This window comes from Enterobacter sp. QK-SA4 (assembly GCF_056856775.1).
Map to the genome: position 1 here is coordinate 4,546,940 of NZ_JBXFXH010000007.1, position 18,654 is coordinate 4,565,593.

Annotated in this window: 16 protein-coding genes; 7 read left to right on the forward strand and 9 right to left on the reverse strand. The window is 55.4% G+C overall.

Annotation, left to right across the window (positions count from 1 at the left end):
- Window positions 1-3: 3 nt before the first annotated feature.
- A complete protein-coding gene (glyQ, locus tag AC1VYI_RS23490; protein ID WP_003860141.1) occupies window positions 4-915 on the reverse strand; it encodes a glycine--tRNA ligase subunit alpha in 912 nt (303 codons plus the stop codon).
- Between the two features lie 160 nt (window positions 916-1,075).
- Window positions 1,076-1,381, reverse strand: coding sequence for a YsaB family lipoprotein (locus AC1VYI_RS23495; RefSeq protein WP_134866935.1), 306 nt, complete (start codon window positions 1,379-1,381; stop codon window positions 1,076-1,078).
- 182 nt (window positions 1,382-1,563) lie between these two features.
- Between AC1VYI_RS23495 and AC1VYI_RS23500 the strand changes: the two genes are divergently transcribed.
- On the forward strand, window positions 1,564-2,559 hold the full coding sequence (locus AC1VYI_RS23500) for an acyltransferase (protein WP_226483394.1): 996 nt from the start codon (window positions 1,564-1,566) through the stop codon (window positions 2,557-2,559).
- On the opposite strand, the gene AC1VYI_RS23505 is transcribed toward AC1VYI_RS23500, so the two are convergent.
- The 4 genes from AC1VYI_RS23505 to xylA form a co-directional block, all read right to left on the reverse strand.
- Window positions 2,552-3,472 carry a GlxA family transcriptional regulator gene (locus AC1VYI_RS23505; RefSeq protein ID WP_059445353.1) on the reverse strand — a complete coding sequence of 307 codons (921 nt, stop codon included), beginning with the start codon at window positions 3,470-3,472 and terminating at the stop codon, window positions 2,552-2,554. The two genes, AC1VYI_RS23500 and AC1VYI_RS23505, sit on opposite strands and share 8 nt — an antisense overlap.
- The gene (locus AC1VYI_RS23510; protein ID WP_023309941.1) at window positions 3,472-4,011 is read right to left on the reverse strand and encodes an isochorismatase family protein; all 540 of its coding nucleotides are present in this window, start codon (window positions 4,009-4,011) and stop codon (window positions 3,472-3,474) included. Before AC1VYI_RS23510 ends, AC1VYI_RS23505 begins: the two co-directional genes overlap by 1 nt.
- 103 nt (window positions 4,012-4,114) lie before the next feature.
- A complete protein-coding gene (gene xylB, locus AC1VYI_RS23515; RefSeq protein WP_134866937.1) occupies window positions 4,115-5,569 on the reverse strand; it encodes a xylulokinase in 1,455 nt (484 codons plus the stop codon).
- A gap of 66 nt (window positions 5,570-5,635) precedes the next feature.
- Window positions 5,636-6,958 carry a xylose isomerase gene (gene xylA / locus AC1VYI_RS23520; RefSeq protein ID WP_134867405.1) on the reverse strand — a complete coding sequence of 441 codons (1,323 nt, stop codon included), beginning with the start codon at window positions 6,956-6,958 and terminating at the stop codon, window positions 5,636-5,638.
- Between the two features lie 371 nt (window positions 6,959-7,329).
- On the opposite strand from xylA, the gene xylF reads away from it, so the two are divergent.
- The 4 genes from xylF (at window position 7,330) to xylR (ending at window position 12,307) form a co-directional block, all read left to right on the forward strand.
- Window positions 7,330-8,322, forward strand: a complete 993-nt coding sequence (gene xylF / locus AC1VYI_RS23525; protein ID WP_134866938.1) for a D-xylose ABC transporter substrate-binding protein — start codon at window positions 7,330-7,332, stop codon at window positions 8,320-8,322.
- A gap of 72 nt (window positions 8,323-8,394) precedes the next feature.
- On the forward strand, window positions 8,395-9,936 hold the full coding sequence (locus tag AC1VYI_RS23530; RefSeq protein WP_134866939.1) for a xylose ABC transporter ATP-binding protein: 1,542 nt from the start codon (window positions 8,395-8,397) through the stop codon (window positions 9,934-9,936).
- Window positions 9,914-11,095 carry a xylose ABC transporter permease XylH gene (gene xylH / locus AC1VYI_RS23535; RefSeq protein ID WP_134866940.1) on the forward strand — a complete coding sequence of 394 codons (1,182 nt, stop codon included), beginning with the start codon at window positions 9,914-9,916 and terminating at the stop codon, window positions 11,093-11,095. The genes AC1VYI_RS23530 and xylH overlap by 23 nt, the downstream gene beginning before the upstream one ends.
- A gap of 33 nt (window positions 11,096-11,128) precedes the next feature.
- Window positions 11,129-12,307, forward strand: a complete 1,179-nt coding sequence (gene xylR, locus AC1VYI_RS23540; protein WP_023309935.1) for a D-xylose utilization transcriptional activator XylR — start codon at window positions 11,129-11,131, stop codon at window positions 12,305-12,307.
- Between the two features lie 40 nt (window positions 12,308-12,347).
- Here the strand turns inward: xylR and AC1VYI_RS23545 are convergent, their stop codons facing one another.
- Complete coding sequence (locus AC1VYI_RS23545) at window positions 12,348-13,172, reverse strand: protein bax (protein ID WP_032661838.1); 825 nt, start codon at window positions 13,170-13,172, stop codon at window positions 12,348-12,350.
- Between the two features lie 314 nt (window positions 13,173-13,486).
- Between AC1VYI_RS23545 and AC1VYI_RS23550 the strand changes: the two genes are divergently transcribed.
- The gene (locus AC1VYI_RS23550; protein ID WP_134866941.1) at window positions 13,487-15,517 is read left to right on the forward strand and encodes an alpha-amylase; all 2,031 of its coding nucleotides are present in this window, start codon (window positions 13,487-13,489) and stop codon (window positions 15,515-15,517) included.
- Window positions 15,518-15,755: 238 nt separating this feature from the next.
- Entirely contained in the window at window positions 15,756-17,012 is a 1,257-nt protein-coding gene (gene avtA / locus AC1VYI_RS23555; RefSeq protein WP_196350887.1) for a valine--pyruvate transaminase, read from the forward strand.
- 4 nt (window positions 17,013-17,016) lie between these two features.
- Here the strand turns inward: avtA and AC1VYI_RS23560 are convergent, their stop codons facing one another.
- Both AC1VYI_RS23560 and AC1VYI_RS23565 read right to left on the reverse strand, forming a co-directional pair.
- Window positions 17,017-17,472 (reverse strand): 4Fe-4S dicluster domain-containing protein, encoded by a 456-nt coding sequence (locus tag AC1VYI_RS23560; RefSeq protein WP_071845511.1) that lies wholly within the window; start codon window positions 17,470-17,472, stop codon window positions 17,017-17,019.
- Between the two features lie 383 nt (window positions 17,473-17,855).
- On the reverse strand, window positions 17,856-18,596 hold the full coding sequence (locus AC1VYI_RS23565) for a MipA/OmpV family protein (RefSeq protein ID WP_134866942.1): 741 nt from the start codon (window positions 18,594-18,596) through the stop codon (window positions 17,856-17,858).
- Between the last annotated feature and the right edge of the window lie 58 nt (window positions 18,597-18,654).

Genomic DNA, 18,654 nt, shown 5'->3' on the forward strand with positions numbered 1-18,654 from the left:
CTCTTATTTGTTTCGGTTGCACATCGGGAAGCCAAGGGCTTCACGGGACGCGTAGTAAGCTTCTGCAACGGCTTTGGTCAGGGTACGAATACGCAGAATGTAGCGCTGACGTTCAGTCACGGAGATGGCTTTGCGGGCGTCCAGCAGGTTGAAGCTGTGGGCGGCCTTCAGAATACGCTCGTAGGCAGGCAGCGGCAGCGGAGTCTCCAGCGCCAGCAGCTGCTGCGCTTCTTTCTCGTACTGCTCGAAGCAGGTGAACAGGAAGTCCACGTCCGCGTATTCGAAGTTATAGGTGGATTGCTCCACTTCGTTCTGATGGAACACGTCGCCGTAGGTGGTTTTACCCAGCGGGCCGTCGCTCCAGACCAGGTCGTAAACGCTGTCTACGCCCTGAATGTACATGGCCAGACGTTCCAGACCGTAGGTGATTTCACCGGTGATTGGCTTACATTCCAGACCACCCACCTGCTGGAAGTAAGTGAACTGGGTCACTTCCATGCCGTTCAGCCACACTTCCCAACCCAGACCCCAGGCACCCAGCGTTGGGTTTTCCCAGTTATCTTCCACGAAACGGATGTCGTGGATGGTTGGATCCATACCCAGCTCTTTCAGCGACCCGAGGTACAGTTCCTGAATGTTGTCGGGTGATGGCTTAATCACCACCTGGAACTGATAGTAATGCTGCAGACGGTTCGGGTTCTCACCGTAACGACCATCGGTCGGACGACGGGAAGGCTGCACATACGCGGTCGCCATTGGCTCTGGCCCCAACGCGCGCAGGCTGGTCATCGGGTGTGAAGTGCCGGCGCCGACTTCCATGTCCAAAGGTTGAACAATGGTACAGCCCTGACGAGCCCAGTAATCCTGTAAGGTCAGGATCAGGCCCTGGAAGGTCTTGGTATCAAACTTTTGCATAGTATTTCGTGCTGGATACGTGTGGTTTTAAATGGAAGGGACCAGTATACCCGCTGGCTGCAAGATATACAGTACGAAACGGGGTTGTTTAGGGAAAATTGGGAAATAAGCCTTCCGGCCAGAACGCTGACGGCGTCTGGCTGCTGATTATACGAGCAGGCTAGCGCATGGAGAGGTGTAAAAACTGACCGTCCGCATCAAACGAGCAGACAAAGCCCTCTTTACGCGCCGTATATCCTCTTAGTTCATAGCTGCCCTGAAAGCGCTCGAATCCGATGATGTTAATTTTCTGAATGTCCGAGTTATAGCGGCGGGCGGCCTTGTCCTTGCAGAGAGACTCCATATTCAACGAACGTTCCGGACTCATTTTACCCTGCTGCGCTTTTTGCACAGATGCTTCTTGCGGCGCGCTGCATCCCGCCAGGATCACCAGCAGAAAGAGTGACGCCGCACGCTTCATCATCATTTTTATTACCGCCCTGGTCAGTGGCTGTTATTTTTAATATCAACACTTTTATAGATTAAGGTCTGCCATTCTGCGAATCTCACGGTCTCCCGGCAAGCCTGCGCATAAAACTCAGAATTTTCCAAGCGAAGACTTTTGGACAATGGCAGTCACACTCAATTTACAGGGAATACGAGGAACTGATGCAGTCAAAAATTAACTGGATTGATAACCTGCGAGGAATAGCGTGTCTGATGGTGGTCATGATCCACACGACGACCTGGTACGTCACGAATGCCCACAGCATCAGCCCCGTTAACTGGGATATTGCCAATATCCTTAACTCCGCATCGCGCGTCAGCGTGCCGTTATTCTTTATGATTTCCGGCTTTCTCTTTTTTGGCGAACGTAGCGCGCAGCCGCGGCACTTCATCCGCATCGCGGCCTGCCTGGGGTTCTACAGCGCCGTTGCCCTGCTCTATATCACCCTGTTCACCTCCATTAACGCCGGGCTATCGCTGAAATACGTGCTGCAAAAACCGGTGTTCTACCACCTGTGGTTCTTCTTCGCCATTATCGTTATCTATCTGGTCTCCCCGCTCATCCAGGTAAAAAACGTCAGCGGTAAAATGCTTCTGGCCCTGATGGTGGTGATTGGCATCGTCGCCAACCCGAATACGGTTTCGCAGAAAATCGACGGATTTGAGTGGTTGCCGATCAATCTCTATATCAACGGCGATACTTTTTACTATGTGCTTTACGGCATGCTGGGGCGCGCCATCGGGATGATGGACACGCAAAAACGCGGTCTGAACTGGCTCTGCGGGGCGCTGTTTATCGCTGGCGTGACGGTGATTTCACGCGGGACGCTGCACGAGCTACAGTGGCGCGGCAATTTTGCCGATACCTGGTATCTCTACTGCGGGCCGATGGTCTTTATCTGTGCCCTATCACTGCTCACGCTCGTTAAAAATACCCTGAACGCGCGCGCCCTGCCCGTGCTGAGTCTTATCTCGCGCCACTCTCTCGGGATTTACGGTTTTCATGCGCTGGTGATCCACGCGCTGCGCACGAGAGGCGTTGAGCTTAAAAGCTGGCCGGTGCTGGATATCGTCTGGATTTTTGCCGCCACGCTGGCGATCAGCCTGCTGCTGTCGATGCTGCTGCAAAAAATAGACGTTCGCCGCTTCGTCAGTTAACGCTGCGCTGCCGGGCACGATGATACTGGCGCGGGGAGGAAAACCCTGCCGCCAGTGAAGCCTGTTCCACGCCGCGCCCCTGCAATAGCCACTGTTCCGCCACCGCCAGACGCAGCTGCTCCAGATAATCGCGAACGCTAATCCCTAAATGTGACTGGAAAAGCCGGGTGAGATGACGCGGGCTGACGTGCGCCAGTGCGGCAATGTCAGGCAAGCTCCACGCTTTTTGCGGCTCGGCGGTGAGCGCATCCTGCGCCCGATGGATCGCCGGATGAAGATGATTGCGGTAGCGCAGCCACGGGGATAGCTGGGGATCGTCACCGGAACGGCGGAACCAGACCACCATCTCACGCGCCACACTCAGCGCCTTTTCGGGGCCGCACAGGCGGTTAATCATGTGCAGCGCCAGATCGATGCCTGACGTGATCCCCGCGCTGGTCCAGATGTTCTCATCCTGCACAAAGATGCGGTTTTCTTTAATCGTCGCCGTGGGGGCAGCGGTGCGTAAACGGCTAATAACGTCATGATGGGTCGTGCACTGCCGGTTGTTCAACAGGCCCGATTTCGCCGCCAGTAAGGCCCCTGAACAGACGCACATCACGGTGATTTCCTGGCGCTGGATCTGCGGCTGCATGCACATCAGCCAGTGCTGGATCTGCTGCGCCTGTGGCGTTGAGAACTGACTGCGGGAGTCGCTCACACCCGGCAGCACCAGCAGGCTGCCTTCCGGGAGACGCTCCGGCAGCGGCTGAATGCCGCTCATCGTCAGGCGAATGGACGTCGGAACCTCAGGCTGCGGGCCAATGTAATGCAGGCGAAACGCGTCGCCTGCCAGCACAAAAGTTTCTGCCGGGCCGGTCATGTCTAATGACAGCACCCCGGGCAACATCACGAACCAGACGTCGATGCTCATTACAGGGACTCCAGCGTCTCCGCTACCGTTTTAATCTCGGCAAAACGCCCGGACAGTACCGTCTCGGTACGATGGCGAATTTCCGCTGCGCTAAGGGTAATGCCCTTGTACGTCATGGGAAACGTCAGCGTTGCCTCACTAACAAAGGTCACAGCATAACCCAGATCGGAAGCCACCCGGGCGGTGGTTTCACAGCATTGCTCAGTACGAATTCCGCAGATAATCACACTGTTGATATCACGCTCGCGCAGCCAGCGGTCAAGCCCGGTATCCGTGAAGGCATTATGGACGTGTTTCTGGAAAACCACATCCGGCTGATGACGTAAAAAGGCCATCGGTTTGACATAGCCGCTTTCCAGAGTGAAAGGACCGTCTTCATCCACGTGAAAAATATCAACGACCGGAATATTGCGCGCCTGGCAGCCTTCGATCAGCCCCAGCATCGCCTGCTGAAAGGCAGGAATTTCGTCCTCCTGCCAGTAATTGCGGTGATGGAATGACTGCTGAGTATCGATGTTGATTAATGCAATGCGTGACATGATAAATCTCCTCGCCAGTGGGTGTAACACCATACTGGCAAGGAAATGAAGGCACGCACAGACCAAAAAAGGACATCCTCGTGCCTCTCCAGGACAAGCGTATTTACGACATCAGAGGCAGCAGCTGCTGGTAGATTTTGCGGAACACGTCGCGCCTTTCAGCGTACCGCGCATGGCGCTCCGCGTCAGGCAAATGCGCCTGTTCAAGCGCAAGCTGCGGCAACAGTTGCGAAAACGGTTGTTCCGGATGAATGGCTATCTGCGCCAGACGTGCGGCGCCGAGCGCGGGCCCGACATCCCCGCCGGTGCGGAAATCCAGCTGCAAACCGCTGATATCCGACAGCATCTGTCGCCAGTAAGGGCTTCGCGCACCGCCGCCAATCAGGGTGACGCTCGTCGGTTTCAGGCCGCAGTCGTGCACCACGTCCATCCCGTCGGCCAGCGCATAGCCCACGCCTTCCAGAACCGCACGCGCCAGTTCTGCCGGGCCATGTTGATGGGTTAAACCAAAGAACACCCCTTTCGCTTCCGGGTTGTTGTGCGGCGTACGCTCGCCGGAAAGATACGGTAAAAACCAGACGGTACCCGCAGCGTCATCCGCCTGCTGGGCTGCGGAAATGAGAGCCGGAACGTCGGCCATGCCGGTGAGTTTTGCCGCCCAGTCCAGGCAGGATGCCGCGCTGAGCATCACCGACATCAAATGCCATTTCCCGGGAAGGGCATGACAGAAACTGTGCACAGCGCTTTCAGGATTACTGCGATACCCGTCGCTGACGGCAAAATAGACGCCAGACGTTCCCAGTGACAGCATAGCCTGGCCCGCCTCAACCATCCCTACACCGACTGCGCCCGCCGCGTTATCGCCGCCCCCGGCTACCACCGGTACGGCAGGCATATTCCAGCGTTCAGCAACGGCTGGCAGCAGTGCGCCTGTCACCTCACAGCCTTCGTACAGCGCGGGCATATGTTCCCGGGTCAAATGGCAGGCATCCAGCATCGCCTCGCTCCAGTCGCGCTTCGCCACGTCGAGCCACATGGTGCCCGCGGCATCCGACATGTCGCTGGCGAAATCGCCCGTCATGCGAAAACGCAGATAGTCTTTCGGCAGCAGGACTTTCGCCACCTGACGGAAAATCTCCGGTTCATGGCGCTGCACCCATAGCAATTTGGGCGCAGTAAAGCCGGGCATCATCAGGTTACCGGTAATCTCGCGGGAATTGGGTACGCGTTCCTCAAGAAGCGCGCAATCTTCCGCGCAGCGGCCATCGTTCCAGAGGATCGCAGGACGCAACACACGATGCTGGCTATCGAGCAGCGTAGCGCCGTGCATTTGTCCGGCAATCCCCAGCGCTTTAACGTCGCGCAGGCTGTGCTGCTCACCTAAGGCTTTGATTGCGCGATCCGTCGCCTGCCACCACTGTTCCGGATCCTGTTCCGACCACAGCGAATGCGGACGTGAAACCTGCAGCGTTTCCGTCTGCGTTGCTAACACGTCGCCCTGCTCGCTCAACAGGATAGCTTTCACACCCGATGTGCCAAGATCGATCCCGATATACATTACGGTGACTCCTTTAACAGAAATGCCCGGTGGCGCTAACGCTTACCGGGCCTACGTGCATCTCAATCACTTATCAAACAGATAGTGGTTTACGAGATTTTCCAGCAGTTCCTGGTGCCCGCTCTGGTGCTGCGGCGCCAGCTGCTGTTGTTCAGCGTACTTCGCAATTTCCGCCAGCGATAACTGACCTTTCAAGATTTGCTGGCCCAGCTCACTGTTCCAGCCGCTGTAACGCTTCGCTACGCGCTTATCCAGCTCGCCGTCTTCAATCATGCGCGCGGCCACTTTCAGCGCCAGCGCCATGGTGTCCATCGCGCCAATGTGGCCGTAGAACAGGTCGTATTTGTCGGTGCTCTGACGGCGTACCTTGGCGTCAAAGTTCAGGCCGCCGGTGGTGAAACCGCCCGCTTTGACGATCTCGTACATCACCAGCGCATTCTCTTCCACGCTGTTCGGGAACTGATCGGTGTCCCAGCCCAGCTGTGCATCGCCACGGTTCGCATCGACAGAGCCGAAAATGCCCAGCGCAATGGCAGACGCGATCTCGTGATGGAAAGAGTGGCCCGCCAGCGTGGCGTGGTTGGCTTCAATGTTCACTTTAATCTCTTTTTCCAGACCGAACTGCTTCAGGAAGCCATACACCGTCGCCACGTCGTAGTCATACTGGTGCTTGGTCGGTTCCTGCGGTTTCGGCTCGATCAGCAGCGTGCCGCGGAAGCCGATTTTGTGCTTATGGTCGACAACCATCTCCATAAAACGGCCAATCTGCTCGCGCTCCTGACGCAGGTCGGTGTTCAGCAGGGTTTCATAACCTTCACGGCCACCCCACAGGACATAGTTCTCGCCACCCAGCTGATGCGTAGCGTTCATTGCCGTCACCACCTGCGTGGCTGCCCAGCTAAACACTTCCGGATCCGGATTGGTAGCCGCGCCCGCGCCGTAGCGTGGGTTGGTGAAGCAGTTTGCCGTGCCCCAGAGCAGCTTCACGCCGCTTTGCTGCTGTTTCGCCGCCAGTACATCCACCATCTGCGCAAAATTGTTCAGATACTCTTTCAGCGACGCCCCTTCCGGCGACACGTCCACGTCATGGAAGCAGTAGTACGGCACGTTCAGCTTGTGGAAGAACTCAAACGCCACATCGGCTTTGCGCTTTGCCAGCTCAATGGCCTCACCCGGCTGCTGCCACGGGCGGTCAAAGGAACCCACGCCGAACATATCGGCGCCGTTCCAGCAGAAGGTATGCCAGTAACAGGCGGCAAAGCGCAGATGATCTTCCATGCGCTTACCCAGCACCAGCTCATCCGGGTTGTAGTGACGAAATGCTAAAGGATTTGTCGTTTTTGGGCCTTCGTAACGAACACGATCGAGTTGGTCGAAATAAGCTTGCATATTGAGCTCCATAATCAGGGTATGCGGCGAGTCGTTGATACAGGAGTAATAGTGAATAGACATTTTGGGTTGCTCAATTACGTTATTTCACACTGCTATTGAGAGAATGCACAACTGTGCGCTGGCTCGCAAAATAATGCGCAGACAAACTATTTTTCGGCGCGTATTCCAGAATCAAATGTAATTAAGACGTTACGTATTTTAAAATCCGATCGCGGTCATAAATTCAGAAATAAACCAAATATCATAATGAGAAGATAAAAATCTGTAATTGCCAGCCCGCCTTTCCGCGTTAAAAATTTGCTGCGTCTCAGCAGTGAATGTTTCTTTTATCTCAGCAACACATACCCCTACAAAAAGGCCTAATAATTATGAAGATAAAGAACCTGACTCTAACGCTCTGCACTACGCTCCTCCTTGCAAGCTTTGCAGGACATGCCAAAGAGGTCAAAATTGGTATGGCGATTGACGACCTCCGCCTGGAGCGCTGGCAAAAAGATCGCGATATTTTTGTGAATAAAGCAGAATCCCTCGGCGCCAGCGTGTTTGTTCAGTCGGCTAATGGCAATGAAGAAACACAAATGTCGCAGATCGAGAATATGATCAACCGTGGCGTCGATGTTCTGGTCATTATCCCCTATAACGGCCAGGTATTAAGTAACGTGGTGAAAGAAGCCAAACAGGAAGGCATAAAAGTCCTGGCCTATGATCGCATGATTAATAATGCGGATATTGATTATTATATTTCGTTCGACAATGAAAAAGTCGGGGAATTACAGGCGCAAAGCCTGATCGACAAAGTGCCTCAGGGCAATTATTTTCTGATGGGCGGCTCTCCGGTAGATAACAACGCCAAACTGTTCCGCGAAGGGCAAATGAAAGTCCTTAAGCCGTACATCGATAACGGGAAAATTAAAGTGGTTGGCGATCAGTGGGCCGACGGCTGGCTGCCAGAAAACGCGCTGAAAATTATGGAAAACGCGCTGACGGCCAACAACAACAAAATTGATGCGGTTGTGGCCTCCAACGATGCCACTGCAGGCGGTGCTATCCAGGCCCTGAGCGCGCAGGGGCTGGCCGGAAAAGTCGCCATTTCAGGACAGGATGCCGATCTGGCTGGCGTAAAACGCATTATCGCAGGCACCCAAACCATGACGGTCTACAAACCGATTACCCAGTTGGCCAATACGGCGGCGGAAATCGCCGTGGAGCTGGGCAATGGCAAACAACCTAAAGCAGATGCAACGCTGAATAACGGCCTGAAAGACGTTCCAGCTCGCCTGCTCACGCCGATTGAAGTCAATAAAGAAAACATTGACGCCACCGTGGTTAAAGACGGTTTCCACAAGAAGAGCGAACTGTAATCCGGCGCAGCCCCTGCTCTGCGGGGGCGCATCACGTTGTACTGTTCTTCCCTCGGGTTATGTGGAGCGGTTATGCCCTATTTACTTGAAATGAAAAGCATCACCAAGCGCTTCGGCACGGTGAAAGCCGTCGACAACGTTAGCCTCCGGTTGAACCCCGGCGAAGTGGTTTCGCTGTGCGGCGAGAACGGCTCGGGCAAGTCGACGCTGATGAAAGTGCTGTGCGGGATCTACCCACACGGCAGCTACGAAGGCGAAATCGTCTTTGCCGGCGAAGTGATTCAGGCGACACACATCCGCGATACCGAGCGCAAAGGCATCGCCATTATTCACCAGGAGCTGGCGCTGGTGAAGCATCTCACCGTGCTGGAGAACATTTTCCTCGGGGCCGAAATTTCCCACCGCGGCGTGCTGGATTACGACACCATGACGCTCCGTTGCGAAAAGCTGTTGGCGCAGGTGAGCCTCAACATTTCACCGGATACCCGCGTGGGGGATCTGGGGCTCGGGCAACAGCAGCTGGTCGAAATAGCGAAAGCGCTTAATAAGCAGGTCAGGCTGCTGATCCTTGATGAGCCCACGGCCTCGCTCACCGAACAGGAAACCGCGGTTCTGCTCAACATCATCCGCGATCTGCAAAACCACGGCATCGCCTGCATCTACATTTCGCACAAGCTGAACGAGGTTAAAGCTATTTCGGACACCATCTGCGTGATCCGCGACGGGCAGCACATCGGCACGCGTGAAGCCACAGGCATGAGTGAAGATGACATCATCACCATGATGGTGGGCCGCGAGCTGACGGCGCTCTACCCGAATGAACCCCACGCAACGGGCGATGAAGTGCTGCGCGTGGAAAACCTGACCGCGTGGCACCCCGTTAACCGCCACATCAAGCGCGTCAATAACGTCTCGTTTTCCCTTCACAGCGGTGAAATTCTTGGGATTGCTGGCCTCGTCGGTGCCGGGCGCACCGAAGCCGTACAGTGCCTGTTTGGCGTGTGGCCGGGGCGCTGGGAGGGCGCGGTTTATATCGACGGTCAGCCGGTGAAAATCGACAACTGCCAGCAGGCGATTGCCCACGGCATTGCCATGGTGCCGGAAGATCGTAAGAAAGACGGCATCGTACCGGTGATGGCAGTGGGTAAAAACATTACGCTTGCGGCACTCGATCGATTCTCCGGCGCGCTGAGCAGCCTGGACGACGCCGCCGAGCAGCAGTGCATCCTCCAGTCGCTTGCCCGGCTGAAGGTCAAAACCTCCTCGCCGGAACTGGCGATTGGCCGCCTGAGCGGGGGAAACCAGCAGAAGGCGATTCTGGCGCGCTGCCTGCTTCTCAATCCACGCATATTAATCCTTGATGAGCCGACGCGCGGGATTGATATCGGTGCCAAATATGAAATCTACAAACTGATTAATCAGCTTGTACAGCAAGGGATTGCCGTCATTGTCATTTCGTCTGAGTTACCCGAAGTGCTCGGCCTGAGCGACCGCGTGCTGGTCATGCACGAGGGAAAACTGAAAGCCAACCTGATTAACCAGAACCTGACGCAGGAGCAGGTGATGGAAGCCGCTTTAAGGAGCGAACGTCATGTCGAAAAGCAATCCGTCTGATATCAAAGTAGCTGTTCCGACGCCCGGTGCGTTCGCGGGGCTAAAAGCGCTTAACCTGCAGGTTTTCGTGATGATCGCGGCCATTATCGTCATCATGCTGTTCTTTACCTGGATGACCGATGGCTCGTACTTAAGCGCGCGTAACGTCTCCAATCTGCTCCGCCAGACCGCCATCACCGGCATTCTGGCCGTGGGCATGGTGTTCGTGATTATCTCCGCGGAGATCGACCTGTCGGTCGGGTCGATGATGGGCCTACTCGGCGGCGTGGCGGCGATTTTTGACGTCTGGCTCGGCTGGCCGCTGCCGCTGACTGTGGCGGTCACGCTGGTGCTGGGTCTGGTTCTGGGTGCCTGGAACGGCTGGTGGGTTGCCTACCGTAAGGTGCCATCGTTCATTGTCACTCTGGCGGGGATGCTGGCCTTCCGCGGGATCTTAATCGGCATCACTAACGGCACCACCGTCTCCCCGACCAGTGCAGCCATGTCGCAGATTGGTCAGAGCTACCTCTCGGATAGCGTGGGCTTTACCCTCGGTGTGGTGGGGTTGCTGGGGTTTGTCGCGTGGCAGTGGCGTGGACGCATGCGTCGTCAGGCGCTGGGGCTGGTTTCTCCGGCGTCAACATCGGTGGTGGGGCGTCAGGCGCTCACGGCGGTCATTGTGCTGGGCGCCATCTGGCTTCTGAACGACTATCGCGGTGTCCCGACACCCGTCCTGCTGCTGGCGCTTTTACTGCTGGCCGGTATGTTTATGGCGACGCGTACCGCATTTGGCCGCCGTATTTATGCCATAGGCGGCAACCTTGAAGCTGCCCGCCTCTCGGGTATCAATGTCGAGCGTACCAAGCTGGCGGTCTTCGCCATTAACGGCCTGATGGTCGCTATCGCCGGGCTGATCCTCAGCTCGCGTCTGGGCGCCGGTTCTCCCTCCGCCGGTAACATCGCCGAGCTGGATGCTATCGCCGCCTGCGTCATTGGCGGCACCAGCCTCGCAGGGGGTATCGGGAGCGTGGCGGGCGCGGTCATGGGGGCATTTATCATGGCGTCGTTGGATAACGGGATGAGCATGATGGACGTCCCGACGTTTTGGCAGTATATCGTCAAGGGGGCCATTCTTTTACTGGCAGTCTGGATGGACTCGGCCACCAAGCGACGGGCCTGATAACCGTATTGTGACTTAATTGGGAAGTGAGCCATGTTTGAAAAGCGTCACCGCATTACGTTGTTATTCAATGCCAATAAAGCCTACGACCGTCAGGTGGTGGAAGGTGTTGGTGAATATTTGCAGGCGTCGCAATCTGAATGGGACATTTTTATTGAAGAAGATTTTCGCACCCGTCTGGAGAACATTAAAGACTGGCTGGGCGATGGCGTCATTGCAGACTATGACGATCCCGTCATTGAGCAGCTGTTGACCGACGTCGACGTCCCGATTGTGGGCGTCGGCGGCTCCTATCATGCGCCCGAACACTATCCGCCGGTCCACTATATTGCCACCGATAACCATGCCCTGGTCGAGGCCGCCTTTCTCCATTTAAAAGAAAAAGGCGTCCATCGCTTCGCGTTTTATGGGTTACCGGCCACCAGCGGCAAGCGCTGGGCCGTTGAGCGAGAACACGCATTTTGCCAGCTGGTCGCACAGGAGAAGTATCGCGGCGTGGTGTACCAGGGGCTGGAGACCGCGCCGGAAAACTGGCAGCACGCGCAAAACCGCCTGGCGGACTGGCTGCAAACGCTGCCGCCGCAAACCGGTATTATCGCCGTGACGGACGCTCGCGCGCGGCACGTGCTGCAGGTCTGCGAACACTTACACATTCCGGTGCCCGAAAAGCTGTGCGTGATTGGCATAGATAACGAAGAACTGACCCGCTATCTGTCTCGCGTGGCGCTCTCCTCCGTTGCTCAGGGCACGCGTCAGATGGGCTATCAGGCGGCGAAGCTGCTGCATCGTCTGCTCGATAAAGAATCTCTGCCGCTTCAGCGTTTGCTCGTGCCTCCTGTCCGCGTGGTGGAGCGTCGCTCAACCGATTATCGCTCCTTAAGCGACCCGGCCGTCATTCAGGCCATGCACTACATTCGCAACCACGCCTGCAAAGGGATTAAGGTCGATCAGGTGCTGGATTCGGTGGGCATTTCGCGTTCGAATCTGGAGAAGCGTTTTAAAGAAGAGGTGGGCGAAACCATTCATGCCGTCATCCATGCTGAAAAGCTAGAGAAAGCACGCAGCTTGCTCATTTCCACGTCACTGTCGATCAACGAAATCTCGCAGATGTGCGGTTACCCGTCTCTGCAATACTTCTATTCGGTGTTCCGCAAAGAGTATGACACCACGCCGAAGGAGTATCGGGATCGCCACAGCGAGGTGCTGATATAGAAAAGAAAACGCCTTCCAGTGGAAGGCGTTTTTTTTGAGATTACATATGGGCGGCGATTAAACGCTGGTTATCCTGGTACATGGCGAACAGATAGTTGTTATAGCTCTGTCCCTTTGTCGAATAACCTTTCAGCTTGTGGATCATCGTACTGGCCGTCACTTCCTGGTCCGCTTTACGCAGCTGAGCGCGTGATTTACGGAACGATGAGTAAGCCGGGTGCGTGTTCAGATTCACTACGTAAGCGCTGACGGAATCTTTCACAGATTCAAACTGCGAATAGCCTTTCACCTTGCCAGGGGCATTATTACAACGACCTTTCACACATTTCATGCCGAAAAGGTTGTTGTTGCTACGCGCAAGCTTAGAAGTACCCCAGCCGCTTTCGGCAGCAGCCATGGTAGCAACCATGCTGCCCGGGATGATATCTACACGCTCAAGGAGAGCATTCCACGGCACACGACGGGTGTTACCGTTCCAGCTCAGCTTGTAGCGCTTCGTGATATCTTTCAGACGCGCGCGCTCTGACGGCGACCAGCGGCTATCGTACTGTTTGGAAATCAGCCAGTTACGATCCGCAGTAATCGCGGCATTTTGACTCGTGATGTAAGGCATTACCGTCCGGAGAAACGCTTTTTTCCTTGGTGTTCCGGAAGGGTATTTTCGCAAATCAGGAAGTGAACTACTCTTTGCACTATTGCGAGAATACTCTTGTTTACTGCTAACCTTACTACTTGTCGTCTTTATTACGTGGGCTTTCTTACTCGTTGTATCCGTGTGCGTCTTCGCAAGCACCTCACCCGAAAATGCCGTGGTGAGTAACATGAGTATCGCAGCCCCATATCGTCGAATGGGAGTCGATATCATTAGGTCTCCTGGTCGGATGTAATCATCCCAACACCTTATTTTTTTCACAAATTTGAGAGCGGAATCTCAAATCATATCAAAAATAGACTTCAAGAGCACGTATAGAAATAGTCCAATTCCGAAACTATGTCACCTGAAACTTGCTCATAAAAACATCATTCCACAAAAACTGTGTGCGCTATCGCAGATAACTGCCTAATTTTGCGCGAGATCACTCATCCTCACGCATCCTCCTGGCAGAAAGCGACAGGGGATGAGTTTCAGCCCCCCGCCTGATGGCACACTGGTCAAAAATGCCGCGACAGGAAAAAGGAATGAAACGTACCGCATTAGCCTTTCTGATGTTACCCGCACTGGCGCATGCCGACTGGTCATCGCCGGGGTTTAACGCATTTACCGCCGAAGGCACCGGTGTCTTCACCAGCCAGGCAAAGCTTGCGAAGGGTACGCGTCCTCTGACGCTGAGTTTTGACAAGACGTGCTGGCAGCCTGCGGATGCGATAAAACTCAATGAGATGCTGTCGCTCAAGCCCTGTGACGGCACGCCGCCGCAGTGGCGCCTTTTCCGCGACGGTGACTACCAGATGCGGATTGATACCCGCTCCGGCACGCCCACCCTCATGCTGACGATTCAGAGTACCGCAGAACAGCCGGTTGCAAACGTTATCCGCCAGTGTCCGAAGTGGGACGGCAAACCGCTGACGCTGGACGTCAGCAGTACCTTCCCGGAAGGCTCCGTGGTGCGCGACTACTACAGTAAACAGACGGCGACGGTGCAGAATGGAAAAATCACCCTGCAGCCAGCCGCTAACAGTAACGGCCTGCTGCTGCTTGAGCGCGCCGAAACCGACAGGCCGGCGCCGTTTAGCTGGCAAAACGCCACCGTCTATTTTGTGCTGACCGACCGTTATGTGAATGGTGACCCGGGCAACGACAACAGCTACGGTCGTCATAAAGACGGTATGCAAGAGATTGGCACCTTCCACGGCGGGGATCTCAAAGGACTTGCCGGCAAGCTCGATTATTTACAGCAGTTGGGGGTGAACGCGCTCTGGATAAGCTCCCCGCTTGAGCAGATCCACGGCTGGGTAGGCGGTGGCACCAAAGGAGATTTCCCGCATTACGCCTATCACGGCTACTACACCCAGGACTGGACGAAGCTCGACGCCAACATGGGAACCGAAGATGATTTACGCCATCTTGTTGATGAAGCGCACAAGCGCGGGATCCGCGTTCTGTTTGATATCGTTATGAACCACGTTGGCTATGCCACGCTGGCAGACATGCAGGAATTTCAGTTTGGTGCCCTGTACCTTCAGGGTGATGAGCTGAAAAAGACGCTGGGAGAACGCTGGACGGACTGGAAGCCGGGCGCGGGCCAAAGCTGGCACAGCTTTAACGACTACATCAACTTTAGCGACAAAGCCGCATGGGAGAAATGGTGGGGCAAGAAATGGATCCGCACGGACATCGGCGATTACGACAACCCTGGCTTCGACGATTTGACCATGTCGCTGGCATTTCTGCCGGATCTGAAAACGGAATCCACGACGCCTTCCGGATTGCCTAACTTTTACCAACACAAGCCCGACACCCGCGCGAAGGCCATCCCGGAATATACCCCGCGCGATTATCTGACCCACTGGCTGAGCCAGTGGGTACGCGACTACGGCATCGACGGTTTCCGGGTGGATACGGCGAAACACGTTGAGCTTGCGGCCTGGCAACAGCTGAAAGACCAGGCAAGCCAGGCGCTGGCCGCCTGGAAAGGGGCGAACCCGGATAAAAAGCTCGACAACGCACCGTTCTGGATGACCGGGGAATCCTGGGGCCACGGGGTGATGCAAAGCGATTATTACCGCCACGGTTTTGATGCGATGATTAACTTTGACTATCAGGAGCAGGCGGCAAAAGCGGTGGATTGTCTGGCAGATATGGATCTCACCTGGCAGCAGATGGCGGAAAAGCTGCAAAGCTTCAACGTGCTGAGCTATCTCTCATCACACGATACGCGTCTGTTCCGCGAAGGGGGCCAGCGAGCTGCGGAGCTGCTTCTGTTAGCACCGGGCAGCGTACAAATCTATTACGGGGATGAATCCGAGCGTCCGTTCGGGCCGACAGGTTCTGACCCATTACAGGGCACCCGATCAGATATGAACTGGCAGGACGTCACGGGCAAGCAGGCCCTAACCGTCGCCCACTGGCAAACGCTGGGTCAGTTCCGCGCCCGCCATCCGGCGATCGGTGAAGGCAAGCAAACCACATTATCGCTGAAAGAGGGATATGGCTTCGTGCGCGAGCACAAGGGCGATAAGGTGATGGTGGTATGGGCAGGTAATCAATAATTCTCCCCCACCCTAACCCTCTCCCCGCAGGGGAGAGGGAACCGCACGGCGCCGTCTTTTCCCCTTCTCCCTCTTGGAAGAGGGTCGGAGTGAGGCAAAATCCACCAGAACTATTCACTGTATAAATCCAATTCCGCCATACAAAACAACAAATCCGACCACATCACCCGATTTGCACCAGCACGGTGCTAGCGTTATGGTTACCCACTTTCAAAATAAGCTCGACAGATCACCTGCTATGACGTTTTCACTTTTCGGCGACAAATTTACCCGCCATTCAGGCATTACTCGCCTGATGGAGGACCTCAACGACGGGCTGCGCACACCGGGCGCAATCATGCTCGGCGGCGGAAACCCGGCTCAAATTCCGGAGATGAATACCTATTTCCAGACGCTGCTCGCTCAGATGCTGGAAAGCGGCAAAGCAACCGATGCGCTTTGCAATTACGACGGCCCGCAGGGGAAAACTGAACTGCTGACACTCCTCGCCGAAATGCTGCGTGACGAGCTGGGTTGGGATATCGAACCACAGAATATTGCACTGACAAACGGCAGCCAGAGCGCGTTTTTCTACTTGTTTAATCTGTTCGCAGGGCGTCGCGCCGACGGCACCACCAAAAAAGTGCTGTTCCCGCTGGCGCCGGAGTATATCGGCTACGCCGATTCCGGCCTGGAAGAGGATCTGTTCGTCTCCGCGCGCCCGAACATCGAGCTGCTGCCGGAAGGCCAGTTCAAATATCACGTCGATTTTGAACACCTGCATATTGGTGAAGAGACGGGCATGATCTGCGTATCGCGCCCGACTAACCCAACGGGCAACGTGATCACCGACGACGAACTGATGAAGCTGGATGCGCTGGCGAATCAGCACGGCATTCCGCTGGTGATCGATAACGCCTACGGCGTGCCGTTCCCGGGCATTATCTTCAGCGAAGCGCGTCCGCTGTGGAACCCGAACATTGTCCTGTGCATGAGCCTCTCTAAGCTGGGTCTGCCGGGCAGCCGCTGCGGCATCATCATCGCCAACGAGAAAATCATCACCGCCATAACCAATATGAACGGCATTATCAGCCTTTCACCGGGCGGCATTGGCCCGGCGATGATGTGCGAAATGATTAAGCGCAACGACCTGCTGCGTCTGTCCAATGACGTGATCAAGCCATTCTATTACCAGCGCGTTCAGGAGACGATTGCGATACTTCGCCGCTACCTGCCGGAAGAACGCTGCCTGATCCATAAACCTGAAGGGGCGATTTTCCTGTGGCTGTGGTTTAAGGATTTGCCTATCACCACCGAACTGCTCTACCAGCGCCTGAAAAAGCGCGGCGTGCTGATGGTACCAGGCGATTATTTCTTCCCGGGGCTGGATAAGCCGTGGCCGCATACACACCAGTGCATGCGCATGAACTACGTGCCCGATCCGGAAAAAATCGAAGCGGGTGTTAAAATTCTCGCCGAAGAAATTGAAAAAGCCTGGCGCGAAGACGGTCAGTAAGTTCTTACGCCAGATTATGCAGCCGTTCGGCGCGTAGTCTGGCAGGATCAACGCATCGCAACGCGTGGGTTGGACAGGCCTCCACGCAGGCCGGTCCGCCTTCGCGATGCAGGCATAAATCACATTTCAGCGCCTGCGCCCTATTTCCCTCCAGGCGCACCTGCATCGCCCCGAACGGACACGCCACCATACAGCTTTTGCACCCAATGCAGCGCGTCTGCTCAACGAGCCAGGCTCCCGCCGTACGGCTGATAGCATGGGTTGGACAGACGTTAGCACACGGCGCATCCTCGCACTGATGGCAACCCACTGCCGTTGTGTAGTCGTCCCCCTTAACCACCCGAAGGCGGGGCGTAAAGGCATGAGCGGAGACGGCGTCCTGATGCGACACCGCGCAGGCCACTTCGCAGGTGCGGCACCCAATGCATTTTTCCGCATCCGCCACGATAAATCGGTTCATCTGTTACGCCTCGCGCACGTTAAAATCCAGTTCTTTTGAGATAGCCGCTGGCGCTACCGTCGGAATCAGAATGAATGTAAGCCGGATAAAACATAACGACTCCTGATATCCGTGCTTAATTCCCACCCGTCGCCAAATACGGGCGAGAGTGCCAGATTTAATTTTCTTTAAGAATGATACACATGATGCACACCTTTATTGATGGCGCAGATCGCATTAGCGTATCAGGAATATTAATGAGGAAGTCATGACGGGAAGGGAAAACGGGAGATTGGTATTATCAAATATGCCCGGCGGCGCTTCGCTTGCTCGGGCCTACGTAAAACTGCGATGGCAGTCCATGTAGGCCGGGTAAGGCGAAGCCGCCACCCGGCTTTAACGCATCAGAAACGCCAGGTCAGGCCGGTCATCAGCGCGAAGCTGTCGTCGCGGTCGATCATCGGGCTGTTCTTCAAGTCGTCAGGCAATACGGTGTAGACCGCGCTGGCGTTGAGATACAGCTTCTGGGTTAACTGATATTTGGCCGCCAGGCCAACGTATGGCGTCCAGCTGTCACCGGCGGTGTATTCATCCAGACCTGAGCGGCGAGACTCGCTGCCGGATACGCCGTAGTAGTAGTCGTTATAGCTTTCGTCGCTATAGAAAATACCGACAGAGGGCGTCAGGGTCAGGCGTTCCATCCTGATTGGACGGAAGTAAGAAACCTCGCCGATCATACCGCCGCTTTCATCCGTGGCATCACCAGAGACCGCCACTTTCAGAGAACCCCAGCTTTCGTGGCGGTAGTACGCGCCGCCGAGGAAGGCAGAGGCTTTACGCTCATCAAGCTGTTTCATCTGATGGTCGTCGTTGTCATCTGGATCGAAATGCAGCGGCATCCACGATGCGGTCAGGCTGAGTTCATTTTTTGCGTCTTTCCACAGGATCCATCCGCCCGTGGTCTGGCGAACATAAAAGTTGTCGCCTTCGTAACTAATTAACGGTACTGCGGTCGTATTTTCGTTATAGCCTTTGTAAGGAGACTCATTAAATACAGCCCCCGCTCCTAGTGAAAAGTCACCGGCCATTGCTGAGGATGTTGCAAATAACGTGGCCGCGATGAGTAAATTGTATTTAATAGTCATTACATGTAATCCATTAAAATGCCAAACAAGCGAGGCGCATAATAATGGTTACAAATTT

Coding starts and splice junctions, on each gene's coding strand:
- xylB (WP_134866937.1), bottom strand. CDS start 5,569: ATGTATATCGGGATCGATCTTGGCACATCGGGTGTGAAAGCTATCCTG.
- AC1VYI_RS23560 (WP_071845511.1), bottom strand. CDS start 17,472: ATGAACCGATTTATCGTGGCGGATGCGGAAAAATGCATTGGGTGCCGC.
- xylH (WP_134866940.1), top strand. CDS start 9,914: ATGTCGAAAAGCAATCCGTCTGATATCAAAGTAGCTGTTCCGACGCCC.
- AC1VYI_RS23550 (WP_134866941.1), top strand. CDS start 13,487: ATGAAACGTACCGCATTAGCCTTTCTGATGTTACCCGCACTGGCGCAT.
- AC1VYI_RS23545 (WP_032661838.1), bottom strand. CDS start 13,172: ATGATATCGACTCCCATTCGACGATATGGGGCTGCGATACTCATGTTA.
- glyQ (WP_003860141.1), bottom strand. CDS start 915: ATGCAAAAGTTTGATACCAAGACCTTCCAGGGCCTGATCCTGACCTTA.
- AC1VYI_RS23505 (WP_059445353.1), bottom strand. CDS start 3,472: ATGAGCATCGACGTCTGGTTCGTGATGTTGCCCGGGGTGCTGTCATTA.
- avtA (WP_196350887.1), top strand. CDS start 15,756: ATGACGTTTTCACTTTTCGGCGACAAATTTACCCGCCATTCAGGCATT.
- AC1VYI_RS23530 (WP_134866939.1), top strand. CDS start 8,395: ATGCCCTATTTACTTGAAATGAAAAGCATCACCAAGCGCTTCGGCACG.
- xylF (WP_134866938.1), top strand. CDS start 7,330: ATGAAGATAAAGAACCTGACTCTAACGCTCTGCACTACGCTCCTCCTT.
- AC1VYI_RS23500 (WP_226483394.1), top strand. CDS start 1,564: ATGCAGTCAAAAATTAACTGGATTGATAACCTGCGAGGAATAGCGTGT.
- xylR (WP_023309935.1), top strand. CDS start 11,129: ATGTTTGAAAAGCGTCACCGCATTACGTTGTTATTCAATGCCAATAAA.
- AC1VYI_RS23495 (WP_134866935.1), bottom strand. CDS start 1,381: ATGATGATGAAGCGTGCGGCGTCACTCTTTCTGCTGGTGATCCTGGCG.
- AC1VYI_RS23510 (WP_023309941.1), bottom strand. CDS start 4,011: ATGTCACGCATTGCATTAATCAACATCGATACTCAGCAGTCATTCCAT.
- AC1VYI_RS23565 (WP_134866942.1), bottom strand. CDS start 18,596: ATGACTATTAAATACAATTTACTCATCGCGGCCACGTTATTTGCAACA.
- xylA (WP_134867405.1), bottom strand. CDS start 6,958: ATGCAAGCTTATTTCGACCAACTCGATCGTGTTCGTTACGAAGGCCCA.